Source organism: Coriobacteriia bacterium, assembly GCA_031292615.1.
GTDB lineage: Bacteria > Actinomycetota > Coriobacteriia > Anaerosomatales > JAAXUF01 > JARLGT01.
The window spans coordinates 13,758-35,820 of record JARLGT010000013.1 but is presented as its reverse complement, the minus strand read 5'-3'; the positions used below and the strand labels follow the sequence as shown (position 1 = coordinate 35,820).

Genomic DNA, 22,063 nt, shown 5'->3' with positions numbered 1-22,063 from the left:
GTCGCGTCGGTGCGTCCCGACAAACGGGAACGCCGTCTATTCGGTGGTAGCAAGCTCCTCGCGCGCCTCACGTGCGGTGCGCAGGTAAGTAAACGAGTACTGGATCGCGGCAGCGATCGAGAAGCACATCCCAGCGTAGACGAACCAGATTCCCAACGGCGCGGGTTGCGAACCGAGCCCCGGCAAGAATCTGCTGTCAATCAGACCCGCGCCCCGAATCATCGGCCATGCAAGGATGAGATCCGCAAAGCCGACGAGAAGAAGCGCCGTGGTGATCTTGCCAACGTAGGTCACGTGCAGGCGACGGCCGTAGAGCTGCTCGAGCCGCCACGCGCCGTAGCCCAGGTAGACGTCACGGGCCAAGAGCACGAACACGATCCAACCCGGAAGACGACCCACGAGCCACAGGCCAAACACCCCGGCGGCGATCAGCAGACGGTCTACCAGCGGGTCGATGGCTTGTCCGAGCGCCGTGACCGTTCCCGTTCGCCGCGCAATCTGGCCATCGAGCCAGTCTGTCGAAGCGGCGATCGCGAACAGAATGAACGCGCCGAGGTTGTGTCGGCCTCGAATAAGCACCGTGAAAAAGAACGGTATCAACATCAGCCGCAGCAGGGTCACAGTGTTGGCGATCGTGTAGATATCGCGCGAGCGATCCTGGGGTCGGTCTTGACCCCGTACCGCTTCAGGTTCTGGCCCGCGCTCCTCTACCACCACTGCTTCTTTCTGAAGTAGAGCGCCATGACCACCGCGATGAGGGTCATGCACACCATGACCAAGAGAAACGAAGAGTCTCCCAAAGGCGACGGCCACATGCCTTTGACGAGATTCATCCCGTAGATACCCGAGATGAGCGTCAGCGGCATGAAGATCGTCGCGACGACGGTGAGCTGCTTCATGATCTCGTTCATTCGATTGCTCTGCGCCGAGAGGTAGACGTCCATGACCGAAGCGGCCACGTCCTGGTAGGTCTCGACGGAGTCGAGCGCCCGCGAGATGTGGTCGCCGACGTCTTGGAAGTACGTGTAGGCGTCAGCGCTGATCACACCGCTCTCTCGGGCGAGCCCGCGCAACATGTCGCGCTCGGGGGCGATGATCCGATGCAGCCGAACGAGCTGCCTTCGCACACGGTGCAGCGAGATCAGGTCCTCTTGTCGCGGGTTTCCCAACATCGTGTCTTCAATCGAGTCAAGCCGCTCACCCACCTTGTCGACCAGCGGGAGCGTCGAGTCGACCAGGAGGTCGATGATCTTGTGCAGCACCCATGCGGGACCCGTCGCCATCGCCTGAGCACCGTCCTCGGCCGCAGAGTCAACGCCTTTGTTGGGGCCCTTGTGCACCGTTACCAAGTACTCGCTTCCAACGAACACATCCAGCTCGCTGACGACGACTCCATCGCCACGAGGGTGCTCGGGGGTCAACCACACGAGAAACAGGCCGTTGGGATACTGATCGAGCTTGGCTCGATGCTGCTGGTGGGCCGTGTCTTCGATCGCGAGCGGATGAAACGCGAAGCGCTCGCTGAGCGCTTGCAAGGCGTCGTCAGTGGGATCGGCGATATCGGCCCAAAGCCACGTGGCACCCTGAGAGAAGGCGGCGTCGAGGTCGGCCTTCGAGACACTCGATGCCGTCTGCAGCGCCCCTGCCGTGTCGAGCCAGCGAAGCACGACCTCTGGCACCTGGTGCCCTCCCCCGTCTGAAGTTGCGACTCTGTGGACTAGGATAGCGCTGTAGAGTCGCAGCGACAGCGGGTTTCGCCGATTCGGCGCGATGCTTGCATCGACCCGTGGAGCAAGATCTTTAGCAGAGGAGCTAGGTGTCCGAGAAGAAGCCCATCCAGATGCGACGCTCGACCGACGCCGCCGCTGCCCGCAAGCGGGCGCTCGCGCTGGCCGGTGCGGTCGGGGCTGCGGCGCTTGCGATCGCAGTGGTCGCGGTACTCATAGGCACCTTTCCTCGGCCATCAGCAACCACACCTGCGTCATCAAGTACCGAGCGGGCAGTCACGTCAGTCGTGAAGGCTGTAGCGGCGAGCGCCACTGCCGAGGCGACAAGCACGCGCGTGGCGGTCCCGGTTGTGAGCAAGAGCGCCCCGCTCGCAGTAAAGAAGCCCCCGAAGAAGGTCGCGAAGAGAGTCGCGGTCAAGGCGCCGGCGCCAGTCGTACTGCCGCTGGGGATGGCGAGTGTGCTACCAGGCTCCAAGCAGCTCATCGTCGCAACGGGCTCGAAGCTCGGGGCTACCTACGGAACCCTCCGAATCTTCAACCTCGCCAATGGCACTTGGAAGCAGGTGCTGTCTGCCCCCGCCCGTTTCGGCACGTACGGGCTCGTCGACGGAACGAAACGCAAGCAAGGAAGCCGCATGACTCCGACGGGCATCTGGTGGCCGGGCGCATGGGTGTGGGGATGGCATAAGTCGCCGCCCGCAGGCACGTCGATGCCGTATCGGCAGACCACCACGAACGTCTGGTGGAGCGACGAGGCCAACACGTACAACCAGTGGGTGGTCTCTTCGAGGCACGTCAGTGGCGAACACCTTGTCGACGTACGCATCCAGTACGAGTACGCGCTGTCGACCGGCTACAACTCGCCGCCCAACCAGGTCGTCCATGGCCGAGGCACCGCGATATTCCTGCACGTCTTCGATCCGCCCGACTATCACAACGGGCTCTCGGCGGGGTGCGTCGCCATCGCCCGAGCCGACATGATTCGCGTCTTGCAGACGATGAACCCGGCACTCAAGCCGAGCTTCGCCGTGGGCACCGAGGCTGCCGGCGCCGGGGCGATCGCCTCGTACTAGCAGGTCACAGCCTCCAGACCCCCCGCCGAGCGCGCGTCCAGCCGGCGCCCTCGGTAGCTCCCCAACCGCCCCGGTTCGCTCCTTGAGTCGGGGCTTCGCGTTGCTCGGCTCCGTCGATCGGCGGACTCAAGTCCCGCAGGCCGCCGTCCGGCAAACCAACCGACTTCGCATCCCCGAACGTACGGCAGGAGCGCTCCGGCTGGAAGCGAATTACATTTGCATGTGTGATATTCGTCACAAAGTATTACGATTCATAGCTGATGCGCCCTGGTCACCTCCGGACCGCACCAGTAACCGCAGCAGTACGAGTCGCAGCAAATGATGTAGCAGGGAGTGCGCATGCAGGAGAACGCTACCGCTGTCGCCGCGAAAGGCGACAGCTTCTGGGACCTGTACAGCCGGGTCTACGACAGCGTCTACCACCTCATCCCGTACCGCGGACTCCTGTGGCAGGCCTACGAGGCACTCAGCCTCGAGCCCGGGATGCATGTGTTGGACGCTGGATGCGGTACCGGGAACTTCGAGCACTTCATCTCGGGCAAGAACCCGCCTGCGATTCAGATCGACGCCCTGGACGCCTCGGATGGAATGCTTTCGATTGCGCGCCGTAAGTGCCGCGACCTGGGGTACGTGCGGTTCTCGGAAGGCGACCTGAACGGGGCGCTACCTTTTGCGGACGGGACGTTCGACCGCATCGTAACGATCAACGTTCTCTACGCGCTCGACGACCCCGACGGCGTCGTCGGCGAGCTGCTGCGGGTGCTCAAGCCAAACGGCGTGCTCGTCATCTCCAGCCCGCTACCCTGCTACAGCGTGAGTCCCATGATCGCCGACCACTTCCGCCGGCTGCGCAATATCTGGGGTCTGCATCGCCAGATAGGAACCGTCTTGGACACCTTGTGGACGCTCATCACGGGCGGAGCGGCGCAATGGTTGCTGAACAACTTCGTGATCAATGGGCGGGAGGCCGCCGGGGCGTATCGGTCGCTTGACCGAAGCGAGCTTGAGAGCCTGCTCGATCGACAACGTTCGCAGGGAGTGCGTCGGTTCGAGGTCTGCCTGGCCTCTGCCGACCAGAACGTGTTTGCGACCGCTGTGAAAGCGGCTGCAGCCTAACAAGAGGGAGCGTGCCGCGTGGAGTTCATCGTTTGCGAGACGCCGGAGCAGATTCAAGAGGCACAGCGGCTGCGCTACGAGGTCTACTGCCTCGAGAAGTCCTGGGTCGACGAGGAGGCCTGCGAGGGCGGCATCGAGACCGACGCTTCGGACGCGCTCGCCACTCACTTCCTTGCCTACGATGACGGTATGGTGGTCGGCACCGTTCGACTACTGCTTGGCTGGCGCGAGGACCTCCCAGGCGCACGATACCTCGACCTCTCGAGTCTCGGGATTGCTTCTGGTGAAACCGTCGAGGTCTCGCGCCTGGCGACACGGCGACACGGGCGCTCTCAGGATCTGCGAATCTTCCTCGGCCTGAACAAGTTGATGTGGTCATGGGCGACCGATCACTCGGCCAAGGCATGGCTGGCCATCGCCGACGTACCGCTCTACCACATGCTTACGCGTCTGGGACTGCCGGTGCTCATGGAGGCCGAGCCGGTCGACTACCTCGGCTCACGCTGCATCCCGATCGCGTTCGACATGCCCGGCACCGGCCCCGTGCTCAACGGCGCTCGCCGCTAGCGGATGGCGGAATCTGCAAGATTCCCGGGTCGCAGCCGCTCCTGACCATCAAGCGAACCGCATTTGTGGTCGATAAACGGATGGCTAGGGCAAAGACCGCCAAACAAAGCTAGGTAGCAGCCGTGGAGTATGCGCGCGCAATCAGTCTGATCATCGTTGGACTGGTCAACGTCGGATTGGCGTTGGCCGTCTATCTTCGCAACCGTCGAAGCCCGGCCAACAGGGCGTTCGCGCTCACGGTCTTGGCGTCGATTGCTTGGTTGACGCTCGCGTTCCTCTCGGATCTTCCGCAGTTCTCGGCGGTCGCGCTGACGCTGAACCGGCTCGACTTGGCGATGGCGATCGTAATGGGTGGATGTTTGCTCTACTTCACCCTCGTCTTTCCATCATCGAAGCGCACGCCAGCGTGGGGATGGCTGGCATACATGGCTGTCGGCGGCGCCATTGCAATCGTCACGGCAACAACGCCTTTGGTCGTTGCCACGGTCCAGTCTTTCAGTTGGGGCACAAGCATCACCCCCGGTCTGGGCATGTTCGTCTACTCGGCGTGGCTGATTGTTGGAATCGGCCTGCTGATCGCGGTGCTGGTGCGCAAGACTCGCCAAACGCAGGGCAGAGAACACGCGCAACTCAAGTACATGATGCTCGGCATCGGGCTGTTCACCGTCTTCAGCGTCGTACTAGGGCTCGTCTTGCCGACATTTGAAGGTGCGTGGCAGCTGTCGATACTGAACACCTACACCCCACTGTTCTTATTCGGATTCACTGCGTACGCGATGATCAAGCACCGGCTTATGGACATGCGCCTCGTCGTGTTCCGTGGAGTGTTGTACGCGGTGCTTGTCGCCATCCTCATGGGCGTGCTTCTGGTCGTCGCCCAGTTCGCTCGGACTGAGTTGGCCAGCGGACTGGGTCTGAGTGCCGACGCCTCCTTCGTCATCGTCGGTCTGGCCCTTGTCTTCGTGTTTCAGCCGATTCGCCAGAGCCTCGAAAACGCCACGGAGCGCTTCTTCTACCGAAAGCGCCACGACCGCCAAGCACTGATGGCACGGCTGTCTGGTGAACTTGCGGTCACGGTGGACGCGGGGCAGATATTCGCGGCGGTCCAGAGGGTTCTGGATGAACTGCTCAAGGTCGACCGCGCGTCACTCGTCATTGCGGAAGCCGACGGACTCACGGTGCACGGCGTCTTGCTGGCCTCGGACGAGCCGGGGCTGGCCGACATCATGGCGATTTCCGGCGGTGGCCATGCCATTCTCGCCGAGGACCTCGACGACGCCACAGAGACGGCGCGTATGCTGGCCGAGCGCCAGATCTCGGCAGTTGTGCCCCTGACCAGTAGTTCGGGAGTTGAAGCCGTGCTGGTGCTCGGCGGCAAGCGATCCGGCGAGGCGTTCTCGTCGCAGGACGCACGCTTCCTCGAACTGCTCGCCCCCGAGATCTCCATCTCGCTGAAGACCGCCGAGCTCTTCGAACAGCGCAACCAGCGTGTCCGAGAACTCACGGCGCTCAATCGACTGGCCTCAGTGTTGGGGCAGGACATTCAGCTCGAAGCGCTGCTTCGGCGCGCGTTGCAGCAGGTCATCTACGTCGCGGGTGCCGATGGCGGTTCGATCATGCTCTACGACTCAGCTTCGCGCATTCTGACCATCGAGGCCGCCGAAGGCCTCTCGGACAAGGTCATCGCCGACACGCAGGTTCGCCTCGGCGAGGGCATCTCCGGCTGGGTGGCGCAGCACCGCAAGTCGCTGTTGCTCATCGACGGAGCCGGCACGGCGTTCGACGGCGAGCTCAAGGAACAGGGCCTGAAGTCGGCACTCAGCGTTCCGTTGATTGCGAAGGACCGCATGATCGGCGTACTCAACATCGACCGCTCGAGCTCGGCCACGCAGTTCAGCCAGCCCAACCTAAGCGTTGTCGCGTCGTTCGCCGGGCAGCTTGCGATGGCTATCGACAACGCGCGGGTCTACAGCGACCTTGAGGGTCACTTCCTCGGCACGATCACGGCTCTGGCTGCGGCCGTCGATGCGAAGGACCCCTACACGTTCGGTCACTCGAGCGGGGTCACCGACCACGCGATTGCGATCGCCGAGGGGCTGGGTCTGACCGAGCACGAGACGGAAACGCTGCGCAAGGCGGCAATCCTTCACGACATCGGCAAGATCGGCATCGACGGGTCGATTCTGAACAAGCCCGGCCCGCTGGACGCCGGCGAGCGCGAGATCATGCAGCAGCACCCAAGCATTGGAGCCAATATCCTCGGCTCGCTCGATTTCCTCGAAGACGTCGTCCCTATCGTCTTCTACCATCACGAGCACTACGACGGTCACGGCTATCCGGCTGGCATGGCCGGCGAGGACATCCCGCTGGGCGCGCGCATCATCTCCGTCGCCGATGCGTTCAACGCCATGACCTCCGACCGGCCCTATCGCAGTGCCCTTGGCCTTGAGCAGGCCGCGCGCGAGCTCGAACGGAACGCAGGCACTCAGTTCGACCCCCGGATCGTCGACGTCTTCCTCCAGATCCTGGCCCGGAGTGCGAGCGCGAGTTCGCTCTCCGCCCACGTCGGCCAGGCGAGCTAGACCGCCAGCCACCTCGCGACTCTCGTACGTCGCAGGCGAGCGTGGCGCCCCCACTTGCCGCAAGCGTACGAGCGCGGTTGGACACGGGCGGTATGCTGAGTCCATGGACACAGGGGCCCGTGATTCCCGGCACAACGTCGCCGTACTCGTTGAGATCGCCAGAACGGTCGGAGGCCAGCAGGCGGCGGCCGAGGCGATTTGCGCGCACGCCGTCGCGGGGCTCGGCCTGACGGGCGCTAGCATCGGAGTCGTGCGAAACGGAGCTCGCGAGCGACACCTCGAGTCGATTGCCGCGGCCGGCCAACTCTCCCAGTTCATTCGAGACATGTCGACGCCCCTCGGAACCGACACCGACGCGACACGCACGGCTCTCGGTGGCGAGCCGATCTTCGTGGGCAACCCGCACGGCGTGGGAGACAGCGAAGGCGCCGACGGCGTGGGGCGGTGGCGCAACGGCTTCGGGTCGCATGCGTACGCCATCCTTCCGCTCGGGTCGCATGAGGGTCCCATGGGAGTGCTCACCCTCGAATGGCCCGAACCGCAGCCCTTCCCTGCCGAGACTCGCAGCGACATCCAGCTGTTCGCCGACGTTGCGGCGCTGGTCCTTCGGTGCGCTCCGGGAACGCCACCAGGCGTCGTCGAGCACGATGCGAGCCCGTGCGAGGACGCCGAGCAATGCGAGTTCGCGTCCAACTCCCGCGGGCTGATCGTGCCTGCGGTCCTCGCCACGTCTTGGGCCGTTCCACCCACCGCCCGCATCTGGACCGCGGTCACGCGCCCAGGGCGCGCTCGTGAGTCAGCAGCCTTCGCAGAGGTGATGGATGTGCCGAGCGCAGGCTTCATGCTTGTCGCTGGGGCAGCATCGACTTCGTCCGGAGGGGATGCCGAGGAGGCCGTTCGCGCTGGACGAGGCGTGATGCGTGCGGCGGCAACGCATGGTAGCCCGCCTGAAGACGTCCTCGGAATGCTCGAAGGTTCCATGCGCTCGCACCAAGACGCGGCATGGATGTCAGCAGCGGCAGCGACGTATGACCCGATAGCTGGCGCGGTGAGCCTGGCTATGGGCGGCAGTGTGGCGCTGATGACCCTGAGCCGGCAGGGTCGCGACTCCCTGACGCTTCCCGTAGAGGCCGTGGCTGGGTCGCGCGGAGCGCACGCAGAGACGGCGATGCGAATCGTGCTGCCGGGCGATCGCGTGGCACTGCTGAGCGGTCGCGTTTCTGTGCTTGACGAACCCGCCGTAGCTGCCGAGGCCAAGCTCGCGCTCGGCTTGACGGGCGATACGGGTGGCGCGGACGCGGCAGTGCGGCTACTCTCGCTCGTCTGCCAGGCTCAAGCCGGCGCTGCAGTGATCGTCTTGGAGTTCGCGACCGGTGGGGCGCCGCCGACCACCTAGCCCGCCGAGACACTCGTGGGGTTCGCACCCGAGCTCACCGAAGGCGGCGTTCGACAGCAACGCGCTAGCTCGGCACTCCGTCGACCGTGTACTCGGATGCCACCAGTAGCTGGCCGGCCGGCAACCGGTACATCGAGGCGCTGGTCCTAGTCTGGGCACCCACTACCGAGAAGTTCTTCGAGTGCAGCTCGCACGACTTCCCGGTTGCGGCGACTTCCCGCAGCCGCGCCGGGATACCGAGCGCGTCTCCAAAGGGGATCACGTCGCCGACTTGCATCCCAACCGCCGAGTCCCCGCCTCGCTCCGCGACCCGCGCCTCGACATTGTCGTTCGCCCACAAGATCTCGAGCGATTCGGGGTCGATCAACAGAAGGTAGGCGTGGACTCCCTGGCGTTCCATCTCTGTAATCCTCCAGATGCTGGGATTCGGTCCACTCCCAGCTGCCGCGAGTTTGTGCCGCCGATGTCGGGGTTATTCCCGTCGGGCGACCAATGCAGTTCTCGCGCCGTGATGATCGCAGCAGCAGCAGCAGAGACTCGTCGGCGACTACCGCAACAGGCGCTTGGTCTCAATCCGAGCAGACTGGGGCGGCATGAAGAACAACATCCCGTCCCTGGCCACGCTCAGCGGCCCGCCATAGAAGCGCTTCGCATCGCCCAGAAATAGCTTCTCCATCTGCCGAGGTACGGGCGGAATGATGTGGTACAGAACCAGCTGCCTCACCCCGGCACCAGACGCGATGCGCGCTGCGTCCTCGGGCGTGGCGTGGTAGCTCGGGATGTCGTGCATGACCTTGGCCGCGGCGGGAGAACCAGTCACGCCGGCATTGTCCCCAACCATCTGTATCAGTGAGGCACTGAGCGCGTCGTGAAAGAGGAGATCGGCGCCGCTGGATTGCGCGAGAACAGACTCCGAGTACGAAGTGTCACCGCTGATCACCAAGGAGCGGCGCTTGTAGTCGAAGCGGTAGCCGACCGCCGGCTCGACGGGACGATGGTCGACTCGGAAGGCAGTGATCTTGACGCCGTCTCGGTCGAACACGACCGCAGAAGCATCGGACGCCGGCGAGAGCTCGAACGGCTTCGCCCGCCCTCCTGCACCTGTCGGAGGCATAGTGTCGGGGCCGTGATGAGCCGCACGGTACTCCACGTCAGACCGGTAGGCCATGTTGAAGCCCTCCACCACGTCTTGTACACCTTGAGGGCCGATCACATCGACTGGCTCGGCGTTTGAACCGCTCGCCCATCGTTGGAGCATCAACTCGCCGAGATTCGCGATGTGGTCCGAATGGAAGTGGGTCAGGAGGATCGCTTGTGTCTTCGCCAGCGGTAGGTGCATGAGCTGCGCGTTCCTCGTGCTGCCTTGGCCGGCGTCCACGAAGAAGAAGTGCTCGCCAGCTGAGACCGCGATGCACGGACCTGAGCGGTGAGCATCGGCCAAGGGCGAGCCCGAACCACATACGATCGCATACAAACCGTCCTGGCCAAGAACGTCCTTCCACGCCATCCTAGAGCGCACCACTCGGCGCATGAACCACTGGGCCATCGGACCTGGTGCCATGTACTCGACCCACCTCTCAGAGAGCTCGATCAGCCGGGACAGCCACCGAACTCCGACGCGCCATCACCCAGCCGAGGACGGCATCGGATCGGAACACCGAGATCAGACCGAGGGCGATCTCGAACCCTTGAGATACGAGCCACGGGATGAGCATGACGAGCTGCGTGCGAAGAATCTGACCACGCATCGTTGCCGAAGAGGCGAGTTGGAGCGCCTCGTCGAACACCCAGTCTGCGCATCTTCTCCCCCGTCGGACGCCTGACGCGTCGTGCTTAGCGGCGCTCTAGTCAGGATAGCGCTCGCAGCCGTTGTCGACGCGCCTGTTCACCGTCTTTCGGCGATCGCGATTCGCACGTCCTTCAGGAGTCGCGCGCCTTCGGCGAAATCGGCGGACACTCCGGTGGCGATTGTCGCCAGGTCGTCATCCTGGAGTACGGCAAGACCGCGCCCGGCGAGCAACATACGCATCGCATCGGCGGTGAACGACGACCGAAACGGCTCGCCTAACCAGCCAAGGACGAAGCCGCCTAACTGCCGGATGATGGATGGCGACTGATACATGACAACAAGGCGACTTCCCGGCGCCGAACGTGCCTCAACAACCCGAAGCGTCGCCTCGATGTCGGCTCGCTCGAGATACATGACCACCCCTTCCCACACCCAAGTCGTCTGGCGCGCGGGGTCGTGACCGGCGGCCGCGAGCGCGTCCTCTAGACGGTCGCACGTGAAGTCGACCGGCACAAAACGAACGTCGCGCGCCGTCTGCCTCAACGTCGCGCCGCGCACCTGCTTCTCGCGCTGCGAGGCGGGATGGTCCACCTCAAACACGGTCACCTCGGCGAGTTCCGGCATTCGCCACGCTCGCCCGTCCAGCCCAGCGCCGAGAATCACGACCTGCGGAAACGCCGCGGTTCGTATCGCCGCATCGATCGCAACGGTGCGGGCGACCATCATCTGCGACCGTCCCTCGAGAACCGCATTCCCGACACGTTCACGCAGGCTCCTCGGCGGCACGCCCGAGCGAAATCGCTCGACGCGCTGTCGCGCGTCCTGTGGAAGCAGCGCGAGTGCAGTTGGGTCGGAGAATGCGGCCACTCCGATCCTGCCATGAGCAGCTGCTCGCGCCGCGCAGACCATGACGGCAGTCTGGCTCTCGTGGCCGGATCTCACTTGACCCTCCGGCTGTCGGACACCGGAGTGAGGCGCACCCCAGCCACTTCGAACGTGAGAAGTATGAACCCGACCGCCCAAGCCGCGACAATCACAATCTCCAACGTCATCGTCTTCCTCCTTGTGAGCTGGTTGTCGTCTTGCGCCAACCATGCGCGCCCAACGATAGGACGACGGTCGCATGCCCGCATCGCACTCGCGAAGAGTCCTTGGCTTCTCCCGTGGTGGTAGAGGACGAAACCAGCGCTTGGGCCACAGACGCAAAGTTCGGGCAGCCCAGACGCGAGATGTGCAAGGCGGCGCGGGCTCCGTCGGCGCTCGGCATTGCCCGGGCTTCCCAAGATGTCCGCGGCCGACAGCCTCTCATGGACGATTCGAGTTATCGCCTCATGGTTGCGTCAGATCTGCCTGCGCGGCGACGTACTCGCCGTACCAGGCCATGGCCGCAAGGGCACGCACTGCGGCGACCGGCGAGTAGAGAATCACTGGATCGTATCGCGCACCACCCGGGAAGGTCGCGGCTTCCACTGGGCGGAGGGGAACGTTGATGATCGGCTTGCCCGTACTCGCTATGAGCTCTGTCACTCGCTCAAGAAACGAGACCTCTGCAGGGTTGAAGTCACCGCGCCCGGGTCCACCCGGTACGCCAGCGGCCACCGGGTCGTCCGAGGTCCAGCCGGTGGACGGGCTGCGAAGGATGCCGAGCACCACTACCGCGTCGATGACCTCGCTCTCAGAGAGCATCGTCAATGTGCTGGCAGCGAGGTCGGGGCCGACAGCCGCCACAAGATCGACGGGATTGCTTCGGCACCAGTAGCCGGGCAGGAGTTCGTCTAGCGCGGCGAGGATGGTAGGTTCGAGCGCGGCCAACTCAAGGCCGTTGCGGGCCAACTCGTCGGCTGCCAGCACGCCCCATCCTCCGCCGAGCGTCATGATGGCCACTCGGCGGCCCGCCGGCAACGGAAGCGCGGAAAGACACAGCGCCAAGTCCAGGCTCTCGTCAGGGCCCGTTCGCACGAGGCAGCCCGTCTGCCGCGTCGCAGCCAAGAAGACGTCGGTGGAACCCGCCATGGCGCCTGTGTGCGATGCGGCTGCTCGGCGCCCATAGTCCGTCATGCCGCCCGGCAAGACCACCACGGGCTTCTTGCGCGTGATGCGGCGCAGGACATCGATGAAGCGGCGACCGTCGCCGATCTCTTCGAGGTAGATGAGTACGGCCGTGGTCTCCGGGTCGTCCCCAAGGGCGTCAAGCACGTCGATCGCGGTGGTAGAGGCCTGGTTGCCGACCGTAACGTACTTGTCGATGCCGACGTGGCGACGCTCGGCCCGGGTGACCAGCTGCACGCCTATGTTGCCAGACTGGGAGATGATGCTCAGGCCCCCCGGTTGCGGCGTCAACTCGAGGAAGCCAACGGCGTGGAGCCGGCTGTGCGTCGCGAGAAGACCCATGCAATTTGGGCCGATGAGCGTGACGCCGCAGTCCTTGGAAGTCTTGACCAGCTCCACCTCCGCAACGGCTCCCGCCTCCCCTGCCTCGGAGTAACCAGCAGCGACCACAAGCGCGACAGGGATGCCTCGCTCGCCACACTGCTCTATCACGCTGTTCACATGGGTGGCACCCACAGCCACCAGCGCCAGGTCCGGTGCCTCGGGAAGCTCCCTGATGCTGGGAAAAGCTGGGAGGTCGAACACGGTCCCCCCGCGACCGTTCACAGGGTAGATGGGGCCAGGGAAACCACCGTTGATGAGGTTGTGCATGAGGGATCCGCCCCACTTAAGAGGGTCGTTCGAGGCGCCGACGACCGCGACTGCGCGCGGAGAGAACAGTGGGGTCAGATCCGGCGACGAGGCGGCACGAGCACTGGAGGTCGATCCGCCGAGCTCCGCTGCGGGACTGAGGATCACGAGTGCGTCGGCGGCTACAGGCATCGAGCCCTCGACTATGAGGGGGTTCACGTCGATCTCGGTGATGGCCGGGAAGTCCTCGGCGATGCGCGCGAGTGCGCGGACTGCTCCAGCCAATGCCGCGCGATCCACGTCCGGCATGCCGCGGAATGCATCGAGCAGCGCACTCGCCCTGATTCCGTCGAGCATCCCTTCGATGTCCCGGTCCTCCAAAGGCGTCACGCCAAGCGCGATGTCCCTATGGGCCTCGGCGAAGACACCCCCGACGCCGAAGATCACGACCGGGCCGTAGGAAGGATCACGCTTCATGCCGACCATGAACTCGCGTGTTCCTCGGACCATCTGCTCGACGAGCAGCATGGTATCCTGGCCTTCCACGCGTGCCAGAAGGGTGCGAGCAGCGATGCGGACGGGCTCGTCCCCAAGGAGGTTCAGGGCGACCAGCCCATGCTCCGTCTTGTGGGCGATGTGCGGTCCGATGGCCTTGACGACCACCGGCCCGCTAAGCCGCCGAGCAATCGCCACGGCCTCGTCCTCGTTTCGCGCGAGGCCACCGCGCGGGATAGAGACCCCGTACCCGGCGAGCAGGACCTTCGCTTGCCACTCGTCCAAGGCGCCGAGACCGTTAGCTACCGCCGCGGCCAAGACTTCGGCCGCCTCACGCGGGGCGCCCGCTGCGTCCGTCAACATGACGTACTCACGCGAGCTCGCCTTCGCCGTCCCCTATAGAGTCGCAACATGGCCCGTACTCCTGTGTTCCGGATTGCGCTGAGGTAGCACACCAAGCTTGGCGCGCCGCATCCTCGTAGTATAGGGAGAGGTCTCGTCGACTCAAACGTCGCGACCGCACGGTCCGCGGAACATACCGTCCGAAGTGGCCTAGTAATGCAGGCGGACGAAACGAGGCACCCCGTAGGGTGCCTCGATGTGCGCTGGCCCGGCTTGGTGGACGCGTTTGTAACCTCAGAAACCGGCTAGAGACCGGTTTGAGCTTCGAGTCGCCCGCTCTCAACGCTAGCCTTGAAGATGGCGTAGTCGGCTTCGTTCTGATCGGCATAGGCCGCCGAAAAGTCGCCGATCGCCTCATCGAATGCGGTGCCCGAGCCGAGATAGGCCGCGATCGCCGCCCGGTCGCCAGACCGCGCGTGGGCGCGCGCCAGCGTCCAGCCGCACACACCTGAGTAGGCGACCAGCATTGAGGGATCGAACGTTTCAATCTGGGCGGATATCTTCCAATCCCACAACTGTCGGACGTAGAAGTCGCGTTCCACGCCGTCGACTCCCGTGACGTGGACCCATCCGAGGAAGATGTCGCTTGACGCCTGCATAAGGCGCTGGCCTTCGACGACCCGCTGTCCGTGGTTCTTGAACGCACTTGCGCCAACGAAAGGCTCCAAGACCGATGCAGACGCCTCCTTGACCTGGAGAAAGAGCGGATCTTCATCGTCGCGCCCGAGCATCAGCACGATCCAAGCACGCGTCCCAACACTCCCCACGCCGACCACCTTGCGCGCGAGATCTGCGAAGCGGAACCGCTCAACAAGCACGCGCCGGTCGTTTTGCAGACTCGTGCGGTACCGGCGAAGGATAGTCCTGATGCTCTTCTCGAACTCTCGGGCCTCCAATTCGGGCAGGAGTTCCGAGATCGGCACGATTAGAGGAGGAGTGCTCACGATCTTGGGCTCGCCGTCCACGATATGCGTTAGCTTGGCGAAGGCCTTCATGCTGTCTTTCGTGTGCGCCTTCGCAACGTTGTTCGCCACCTGCGCTCCCCGCTTTGCACTGACCTGGCGCTGCAGCTCTGGCAGAATCGCCTCGATATCCAGGCGCGAGTACCAGACGTCGAGATCGCGCATCTCGGCAAATGACGCCATCGCCTCACGATATGAACGAGCGACCGCCATGACCCCGGACCGCCGCTTCTTTGCCGAGAACCCTCGATCGCGACCTGCGATCTCGAAGCTGGCCGCCAGGCGCTTGACGTCCCACTCCCACGGCCCAGGCAGCGTCTCATCGAAGTCGTTGATGTCGAAGACCATCCGTCGCTCGGCTGACGCGAATCCGCCGAAGTTCGAGAGATGCGCGTCGCCACAGAGCTGAACGTTGAGCCCCGAGACGGGCGTCCGAGCCAAATCGGACGCCATGATGTAGGCGCCCCCGCGATAGAACGTGAACGGCGAGACAAGCATTCGGCCATAGCGGATCGGAACAAGTTCGGGAACGCGGGTCGCAGCCTGCTCTTCAAGCAGGTCGACGGGATTAGGGCGACCGTCAAACGGCTCCCAGACAGCGTGGCTTGCACGAGGCACGGCGACGCGCGCCGCTTTGCCGCGTGCGCGGTGCTCGTCCGGTGTCAGGTGAACGATCTCGCGGTTCGTCGAGCGTCGCGGTGTCTGTGCAACGACTCTTGAGCCAGGAGTCGGACTCGTAATGCGTCGTGCCATGGCGTCCTCCTAGGTCTGGGCCTGCGGTGTTGCGACTTGCACGGCTTGGTCGGGCAACCGCCTGACCCACGCGAGCGCAAGCAGTGCGAACAGTGCGAGGAACGCCAAGCCTGCTCGCAACGCAGCGAGCTGGGCGTCCGAGTAGTTCTGCACAATCTCGGCGGTCTGGGCTGCCGGCAGACCAGCTTGAGTCGCGGCGGCCTCTACTTGTGCCGTCGACACGAAGTTCGCATTCTTTTCGGAGGCGACAGTGACCTGCTGTTTGACCGAGTCGGGAAGGTTCGGGTTGGCGAGCACCAGCGACGAGAAGTTCGCGGCAAGAAGACCAATGACGATGGAGCCGACGAGCGCGACGCCGAGCGACGCCCCGAGGTTGAGGGATGTGCCCTGCAGCCCACCGGCCTCGCCGCTGCGGGACGAGTCGACGGACGACATGATGATGTTGCCCACCTGCGACGCGAGCAGTCCGAGTCCGGCTCCCAGCAGCGCCATGGCAACCCCGAATCCAGTAGCGAGTTGCGGCGCCAGGACGTACAGCAGTGCGGCCTCGCCCACGAGCAAGATTGCCAGGCCGACTGTCACGATGCGCTTGGCACCAAAACGTGCCGTCAGAGAAGCGCCGCCGAGGGCGAACACGAACAACGCCACGGACATCGGCAGAATCGTCTTCCCGGTCTTGAGCGCGTCGAAGCCAAGCACGATCTGCAGATACAGCGGGATGACGAAGAACGTGGCTTGGATGATGAACGCCTGGCACCACTGAATGATGAGTCCAGCCCTCATTCTCGGAATACCGAGCAGAGCCAGGTCGAGGAGCGGTTCGTTGCCGCGCATCTTGACCGCCTCTTCGCGCCGGGCGAACAGCGTAATCAGGATGCCGCCGATGATGATGAGCCACAGCGAGGGTGACAGGCCGAGGGGCGCCAGCGGCATGCCGTTGAAGACCGGCACGTTGGCCTTGGGAAGAATCCAGCCCCATTGACTCGACTGGAGCACTCCATAGACTATCGCCCCGAGCCCCGCGGCCGATAGCACGGCACCGCCCACATCGAGCTTGCTCTTGCGTCCGACCGTCGCCGGGATGAGCTTGAGGAACAACATCACAAGCAGCACAATCACGGTTTCGCCGATGAAGACGTAACGCCACGAGAAGTAGGCGGTCACCCAACCGCCGATCAGCGGGCCTGCTGCCATCGACGCGCCTGCCACTCCTCCGAGAATGCCGTAGCACAGCGCCCGCTGCTTGCCTTCGTAGGTCTTCGCGGTTAGGGCCGCGATCGCGGGGATGACGAGGATGGCTCCAAGACCTTCGATCAGAGACCAGCCGAGCAGCAGCACCGTCAGGTTCGGCGCGATGCCGGTGGTAAACGACCCGAGTCCGTAGACGCACAGGCCAATCCAGAAGGCCCGCTTGGCCCCCCACCGGTCGCCGATCTTCCCGCCAATCAGCATGAAAGCAGCCATAACCAGCGTGTACATAGTGATGGCACTTTGCATGCCCACGATTGTCGTGTGCAGGTCCGCCGCCACCTGTGAGATCGACACGTTCATCACTGTGGTGTCGAGCACCATGATGAACTGCGCCGCCGCCAGCATGCCGATGACGCCCCAGCCCGCGTTCTCTTTGGTTGAAGCCACCGTGTCAGCCAATTGCAGTCCCCTCGGTCGTCCCGGGCCTCGGCACACCCCTACCCCCGCAACACTTCAGTCATCAACCCATGCTCGTCATCACAGCGGCAGTCGCACAGAATGCGAACCAGTTCAGTCTCATCACGCGTATCCTGCGAATGCAGCCTCGGGGTTCACTACTCGATGTACTCCCCCACTGGGATGCCCAGTGCCTCTGCCACGCCTTCGCCGTAGAGGGGATCGGCCTTCGCGCAGTTTCCTATGTGGCGCATCTTCACCTCCGCAGGCGCGTCACCCATTGCGCGGGCAGTGTTCGCGAACAGAACCTGCTGCTGATCGGGAGACATCAGTCGGAACAGCTTGCCTGGCTGGGTGAAATAGTCGTCGTCATCGGCACGGAAGTCCCAATGATCGGCGGCACCTTCGAGTGCGAGCGGCGGATCCGCGAAGTCGGGTTGCTGAACCCACTCGCCGTAGCTGTTTGGCTCGTAGCCCAACGTCCCGCCGTAGTTACCATCAACCCGCATGAGTCCATCACGGCTGTACCCATGTACAGGACAACGGGCGGCGTTGACTGGAATCAGGTGGTGGTTCACGCCGAGTCGATAGCGCTGCGCATCCCCATAGGAGAACAGCCGACCCTGCAGCATCTTGTCTGGTGAGAAGCCGATGCCTGGAACCACGGACGCTGGGTTGAAAGCCGCCTGCTCGACGTCGGCAAAGTAGTTCTCTGGATTGCGGTTCAGTTCCATCACCCCAACCTCGATGAGCGGGTAGTCCGCGTGATACCAGACCTTCGTGAGATCGAACGGGTTGTAGGGCATCTTGGCAGCGTCGGCCTCAGCCATCACCTGTATCTGCAACGTCCACTTTGGGAAGTCGCCCTTGTCGATGCTCTCAAACAGATCCCGTTGATGGCTCTCGCGGTCCTTGCCGACCAGCTCCGTTGCCTCTTCGTCGGTGAGGTTCATGATGCCCTGCTGGCACTGCCAGCGGAACTTGACCCAATGCCGCTGCCCTGCCTCGTTGATCATGCTGAACGTGTGGCTGCCGAAGCCATGCATGTGGCGGTAGGTCGCGGGGATTCCTCTGTCGCTCATCACGATCGTCACCTGGTGCAACGCCTCGGGAAGCGACGTCCAGAAGTCCCAGTTGTTGCGCGCACTGCGCATGTTCGTACGTGGGTCGCGCTTCACAGCGTGATTCAGGTCAGGGAACTTGAGCGGATCACGGAGGAAGAACACGGGTGTGTTGTTGCCCACCAGATCCCAGTTGCCCTCCTCCGTGTACATCTTCACGGCGAAGCCTCGAATGTCGCGCTCGGCGTCGGCTGCTCCGCGTTCCCCCGCGACAGTTGAGAAGCGCACAAACAGGTCGGTCTTCTTCCCAACCTCTGAGAAGACTTTCGCCTTGGTGTAGCGCGTGATGTCGCCAGTGACCGTGAAGGTGCCGAAAGCGCCCGAACCCTTGGCGTGCATACGACGCTCAGGGATGACCTCGCGATCGAAGTTCGCGAGCTTTTCCAGGAACCACACGTCCTGTACAAGCATCGGACCCCTCGGTCCAGCGGTCATCGCATTCTGGTTGTCGGGCACTGGTGCCCCGAAGTTGGTGGTGAGTTTCTTGTCGCTCATGGTGGTCTCCCTCGGCCCAGGCGATTGACTCTAGCTTTTGATTCCCTAACAGCTGTTTCTGCCCGCGAGCCAGACACGGGGACGACATGTCTAGTCAGTCAACCAACCCCATCGCCTGCTGCTGAGGGGGTGCAGACGCGCACCAGAGCACTGCTCCGGACCCGTCGGGGCAGACCATCGGATTGAGGCAACTCGGGTCACTGTCGTGCGCCCAGAACACTTGAGGAGACGCGTTTGTGACCACTTTCGGGCGCAAGTGAAGGACATTCCCGCAGCTAGACGAAACGAGGCACCCCGAAGGGTGCCTCGAAATGTGCTGGTCCGCCCTAGTTGTCGCGTTTGTAGCCGCGGCTCGAAGGCCGGCAACCGACATGAAGTCGACTACCGGCCTTCCCGCGCGTCAACTCACGCGCTACTTGACTGTGAAGTTCAGCTTGACCGTTGGCGCCTTGCCGTAGTCGGCCGAGCCACCATAGCTTGCGAAAACGCGCCACTGGCCCTTGGTCGGGGGCTTGATGCTCGACGAGAACCTGCCACTAGCGATCGCGGCGCTGGCCCTGCCGTACTGCCTCCATGCGCCGCCCTTGAAGCGCCAGTAAGTCAGGAACACCCTACCTGATGTGACGGCCGGCGAGAGCGTGCCAGAGAGATTCCAGGTGTGCCGTGCCGAGCCGCTCCGCGGGCCGCTCAGATGCAGAGCGCTGCTGACTCGGGTCGGTGGGGTGTAGGGGGCGTTGAGAGCGAAGTTCGCGGTGTAGGTCGCGTCCGCGATGACGTCGCTATCAGTCCGCGGATTCGCCGTGCTGGTGTCACTCCAGTTCACGAAGTGGTAACCCGCGTCGGGATTGGCGGTGACGGTTGAGCCGACACCGTTGTAGTCCACCGTCTGGGAGGTGGTGCCGCTCAAGGTCCCGTTTGGGCCTGCGGCGTAGTGAAGCTGATACGTGCTAGTCGATACGGTGGGCGCAACCGTGAAGGTCCCCGGAGGTGTCGACGTATCGTCGTCCCGTCCGCTTGTCGTGACCTCGACGATGTACATGCCATGGGAGACGGCGGTGAAGCCTAGGTGGCTGACGCTGCCCGGCAAGAACGCCGCAGAACCCACTCGAACGTCGTTGGAAGCGACAAACACGAGGGGCTTCAAGTTGACGACGTGGGCCCCAGACGTGAGTTCAGCGAGCAGAGTCTGGCCAGGAAAGAGTTCCGTCTTGAAGTAGTATGCCGTGTTCGCACCTGCGCCCGTTCCAGCCACCAAGGTGGTGGTCAGGCTCGAACCGAAATAGTCATTGAGTAGGGTCGCATCGGCTCCGCTGTCGCCGGGAACGCTGCCGAAAGCAGCAGCGCTCAGCGCCAAACTGCACACCAACGCCGACACGATTGCGAGTGAAGCACGCGTGATTCGAGTCATCGGTCCTCATTTCCATTTGCCGCAGACGCTCTCCGTCGAGCGACCTTTGTGTCGTTGTGCGGTCCCCAACGATTCCATCTTGAACGACGGAGGCCCGCATCTGTGTTGGCGCGGCGTTGAGTTTGCGTTGAGTCCACTTCGCACGCGCACAGTGCGGCCAGCCGAGGAGGGCACCCGAAGGTGCGCTGCGGAAGTACGTGGTCGGGCTTGTTAGCCGCGTTTGTAGCCGCTGCAAGCTGCAGGGGCGCCCGGCGGATTGCTGGGCGAACGCGCGTTGCCTGCACGAATTCACTCTCCCGATCCGAACACGACGGTCGAGTTCCAATGCAAATGAAACGAGGCACCCCCGAAGGGTGCCTCGCGAAAGTGCTGGTCGGCCTTGGCGGACGCGTTTGTAGCTGCTGCTGAAGAATTTGGCCGCGGGCACGGCGGCTGAAGGCTAGCGTTTCACCCAGACCTGAGTGATCTCACCGAACACCAACTTGCGTTGGGCTTCGGGCTTCTTGAAGGACTCCTCCACGAAGGCGCGAGCCTCGGGTGTCCGGAAATCGTCGTACGCAGGAGTCGTGATCTCCATGAGTCGGCAGTCTATGACCATGCGCGCCTGCTCGAAGGTCATGCTTCCCGAGGGCGTCTGAAGAGCAGTTAGCTCGGTCTCCGCCATCTTCCGACCATCCCTCCCCGACTCCTTTCCGAACGCAAACAGGTCGGGTTTGTGGTCGTCAGGGAAGTAGGACACGGTGTACGCCAGAGACTCCTCTAGCAACTCAAGGGTGTAGCGGTCGGCCCGAAGCGTGCACCAGGTCGTGGGCTTCATCAGGTGGACTCCCAACCCACCCCCACTTGCTGCCATGGAGTTGTAGTGCTCGCGGGTGCCTGCCGTGACGACGTATAAGTCGCTGCCCACCAGCTTGAAGACGTTGTCGGCTATCTCCTCGGGGGAGATCTGCCTGAACAGCTGCGCGAAGCTCGGCCCCTCGGTGCGCATGCTTGCTTCCACTGCGATCTCCATGTTTCGTTGGTTGACGACCTCGTCAGTGTAGCGGCTACACGAAACGAGGCACCCCGAAGGGTGCCTCGAATAAGTGCTGGTCGGGCTGACAGGATTTGAACCTGCGGCCCCTTGACCCCCAGCAGGCGGCTTCGGGTTCACATGAGTTCGCTGACGTTCGAAAAACGCAGGTCAGCGCGCTATTGCGTCATTGGCGAACCGTTGCGGACTCCCGCGAACGAGGTGCTGTTTACTATGGTATTTACAACGGAGGCGTTCTTACAGGCGCCCGTCGCCCCGAGTCCTCGAGACCCCTGAAGGACCCGAGATCCCGTGACTGCGAGCGGTGACGCAGGGTCATACTAAAGCCGCACTCGCATACTAAACTGCGTCGGTTTCGTGTCCGTTCATAGCTTCGCAATCAATGGGACACGCCTCCTTGGGCTTTGACGATCGAGACGAGGCAGCCGACGGCCTCGTCTCACCACTCCCCGGTCGAGCCCAGTCGCCCGTGTCACGGCCCCGCAATGATGGCATCGCGATTTCGGCGTGCGCCGACAGGCCCGGCCGAAAGCGGACCGTCGTCAGCAGATGGCCTTATGCTCCCTCCTGCATCGACGCGCCCGACGCAGGTGGGTAAGATGCATTGAGCGGCGTGTGCATGCCGACCGAGGGATTAGCTGTGAACCGGCCCATCCTGCTCGTCGAAGCTGTGCCCTCTGAGAGTTGGCTGCAGGAGTTCAGGCAGGCCAGCGCCAGTGCCTCGGTCCGCGCCCGGCACTATGCCACGCGATTCATCTGGCATCGGCTTCGGAGCTCATGATGCTGCTTCCGAGCCTCGGATCGAGCACAGGGCACGT

The 22,063-nt window shown here is 63.6% G+C and carries 17 protein-coding genes; 5 read left to right on the top strand and 12 right to left on the bottom strand.

All coding sequences use genetic code 11. The features are described 5' to 3' along the window. Nucleotides 1–36: 36 nt before the first annotated feature. Both P4L93_01140 and corA read right to left on the bottom strand, forming a co-directional pair. Nucleotides 37–714: a CDP-alcohol phosphatidyltransferase family protein gene (locus tag P4L93_01140; GenBank protein ID MDR3685550.1), complete on the bottom strand. Its 678-nt coding sequence runs from the start codon at nucleotides 712–714 to the stop codon at nucleotides 37–39. Continuing rightward, nucleotides 708–1,679: a magnesium/cobalt transporter CorA gene (gene corA / locus P4L93_01135; protein MDR3685549.1), complete on the bottom strand. Its 972-nt coding sequence runs from the start codon at nucleotides 1,677–1,679 to the stop codon at nucleotides 708–710. The genes P4L93_01140 and corA overlap by 7 nt, the downstream gene beginning before the upstream one ends. A gap of 137 nt (nucleotides 1,680–1,816) precedes the next feature. On the opposite strand from corA, the gene P4L93_01130 reads away from it, so the two are divergent. From P4L93_01130 to P4L93_01110, 5 genes are all read left to right on the top strand, one after another. Continuing rightward, entirely contained in the window at nucleotides 1,817–2,800 is a 984-nt protein-coding gene (locus P4L93_01130) for a L,D-transpeptidase family protein (GenBank protein MDR3685548.1), read from the top strand. A gap of 339 nt (nucleotides 2,801–3,139) precedes the next feature. Beyond that, nucleotides 3,140–3,916 carry a class I SAM-dependent methyltransferase gene (locus P4L93_01125; GenBank protein ID MDR3685547.1) on the top strand — a complete coding sequence of 259 codons (777 nt, stop codon included), beginning with the start codon at nucleotides 3,140–3,142 and terminating at the stop codon, nucleotides 3,914–3,916. 18 nt (nucleotides 3,917–3,934) lie between these two features. Beyond that, on the top strand, nucleotides 3,935–4,483 hold the full coding sequence (locus P4L93_01120; protein MDR3685546.1) for a GNAT family N-acetyltransferase: 549 nt from the start codon (nucleotides 3,935–3,937) through the stop codon (nucleotides 4,481–4,483). Nucleotides 4,484–4,605: 122 nt separating this feature from the next. Continuing rightward, a complete protein-coding gene (locus P4L93_01115) occupies nucleotides 4,606–7,065 on the top strand; it encodes a GAF domain-containing protein (GenBank protein ID MDR3685545.1) in 2,460 nt (819 codons plus the stop codon). A gap of 103 nt (nucleotides 7,066–7,168) precedes the next feature. Further along, on the top strand, nucleotides 7,169–8,461 hold the full coding sequence (locus P4L93_01110) for a SpoIIE family protein phosphatase (GenBank protein MDR3685544.1): 1,293 nt from the start codon (nucleotides 7,169–7,171) through the stop codon (nucleotides 8,459–8,461). A gap of 64 nt (nucleotides 8,462–8,525) precedes the next feature. Here the strand turns inward: P4L93_01110 and P4L93_01105 are convergent, their stop codons facing one another. The 10 genes from P4L93_01105 to P4L93_01060 all read right to left on the bottom strand — a co-directional run bounded on the left by P4L93_01105 (nucleotide 8,526) and on the right by P4L93_01060 (nucleotide 21,212). Beyond that, on the bottom strand, nucleotides 8,526–8,861 hold the full coding sequence (locus tag P4L93_01105) for a hypothetical protein (GenBank protein MDR3685543.1): 336 nt from the start codon (nucleotides 8,859–8,861) through the stop codon (nucleotides 8,526–8,528). A 147-nt stretch (nucleotides 8,862–9,008) separates the two neighbouring features. After that, complete coding sequence (locus P4L93_01100) at nucleotides 9,009–10,022, bottom strand: MBL fold metallo-hydrolase (protein MDR3685542.1); 1,014 nt, start codon at nucleotides 10,020–10,022, stop codon at nucleotides 9,009–9,011. Nucleotides 10,023–10,038: 16 nt separating this feature from the next. Next, complete coding sequence (locus tag P4L93_01095; protein ID MDR3685541.1) at nucleotides 10,039–10,248, bottom strand: hypothetical protein; 210 nt, start codon at nucleotides 10,246–10,248, stop codon at nucleotides 10,039–10,041. A 98-nt stretch (nucleotides 10,249–10,346) separates the two neighbouring features. After that, nucleotides 10,347–11,192 carry a class I SAM-dependent methyltransferase gene (locus P4L93_01090; protein MDR3685540.1) on the bottom strand — a complete coding sequence of 282 codons (846 nt, stop codon included), beginning with the start codon at nucleotides 11,190–11,192 and terminating at the stop codon, nucleotides 10,347–10,349. Between the two features lie 387 nt (nucleotides 11,193–11,579). Then, complete coding sequence (locus P4L93_01085; protein MDR3685539.1) at nucleotides 11,580–13,787, bottom strand: acetate--CoA ligase family protein; 2,208 nt, start codon at nucleotides 13,785–13,787, stop codon at nucleotides 11,580–11,582. Nucleotides 13,788–14,071: 284 nt separating this feature from the next. Then, complete coding sequence (locus P4L93_01080; protein MDR3685538.1) at nucleotides 14,072–15,541, bottom strand: DUF2252 domain-containing protein; 1,470 nt, start codon at nucleotides 15,539–15,541, stop codon at nucleotides 14,072–14,074. A gap of 9 nt (nucleotides 15,542–15,550) precedes the next feature. Continuing rightward, entirely contained in the window at nucleotides 15,551–17,191 is a 1,641-nt protein-coding gene (locus P4L93_01075) for an MFS transporter (GenBank protein ID MDR3685537.1), read from the bottom strand. A gap of 155 nt (nucleotides 17,192–17,346) precedes the next feature. Further along, nucleotides 17,347–18,804 (bottom strand): catalase, encoded by a 1,458-nt coding sequence (locus tag P4L93_01070; GenBank protein MDR3685536.1) that lies wholly within the window; start codon nucleotides 18,802–18,804, stop codon nucleotides 17,347–17,349. Nucleotides 18,805–19,216: 412 nt separating this feature from the next. Next, nucleotides 19,217–20,212: a hypothetical protein gene (locus P4L93_01065; GenBank protein MDR3685535.1), complete on the bottom strand. Its 996-nt coding sequence runs from the start codon at nucleotides 20,210–20,212 to the stop codon at nucleotides 19,217–19,219. A 439-nt stretch (nucleotides 20,213–20,651) separates the two neighbouring features. Continuing rightward, on the bottom strand, nucleotides 20,652–21,212 hold the full coding sequence (locus tag P4L93_01060; protein MDR3685534.1) for a flavin reductase: 561 nt from the start codon (nucleotides 21,210–21,212) through the stop codon (nucleotides 20,652–20,654). Between the last annotated feature and the right edge of the window lie 851 nt (nucleotides 21,213–22,063).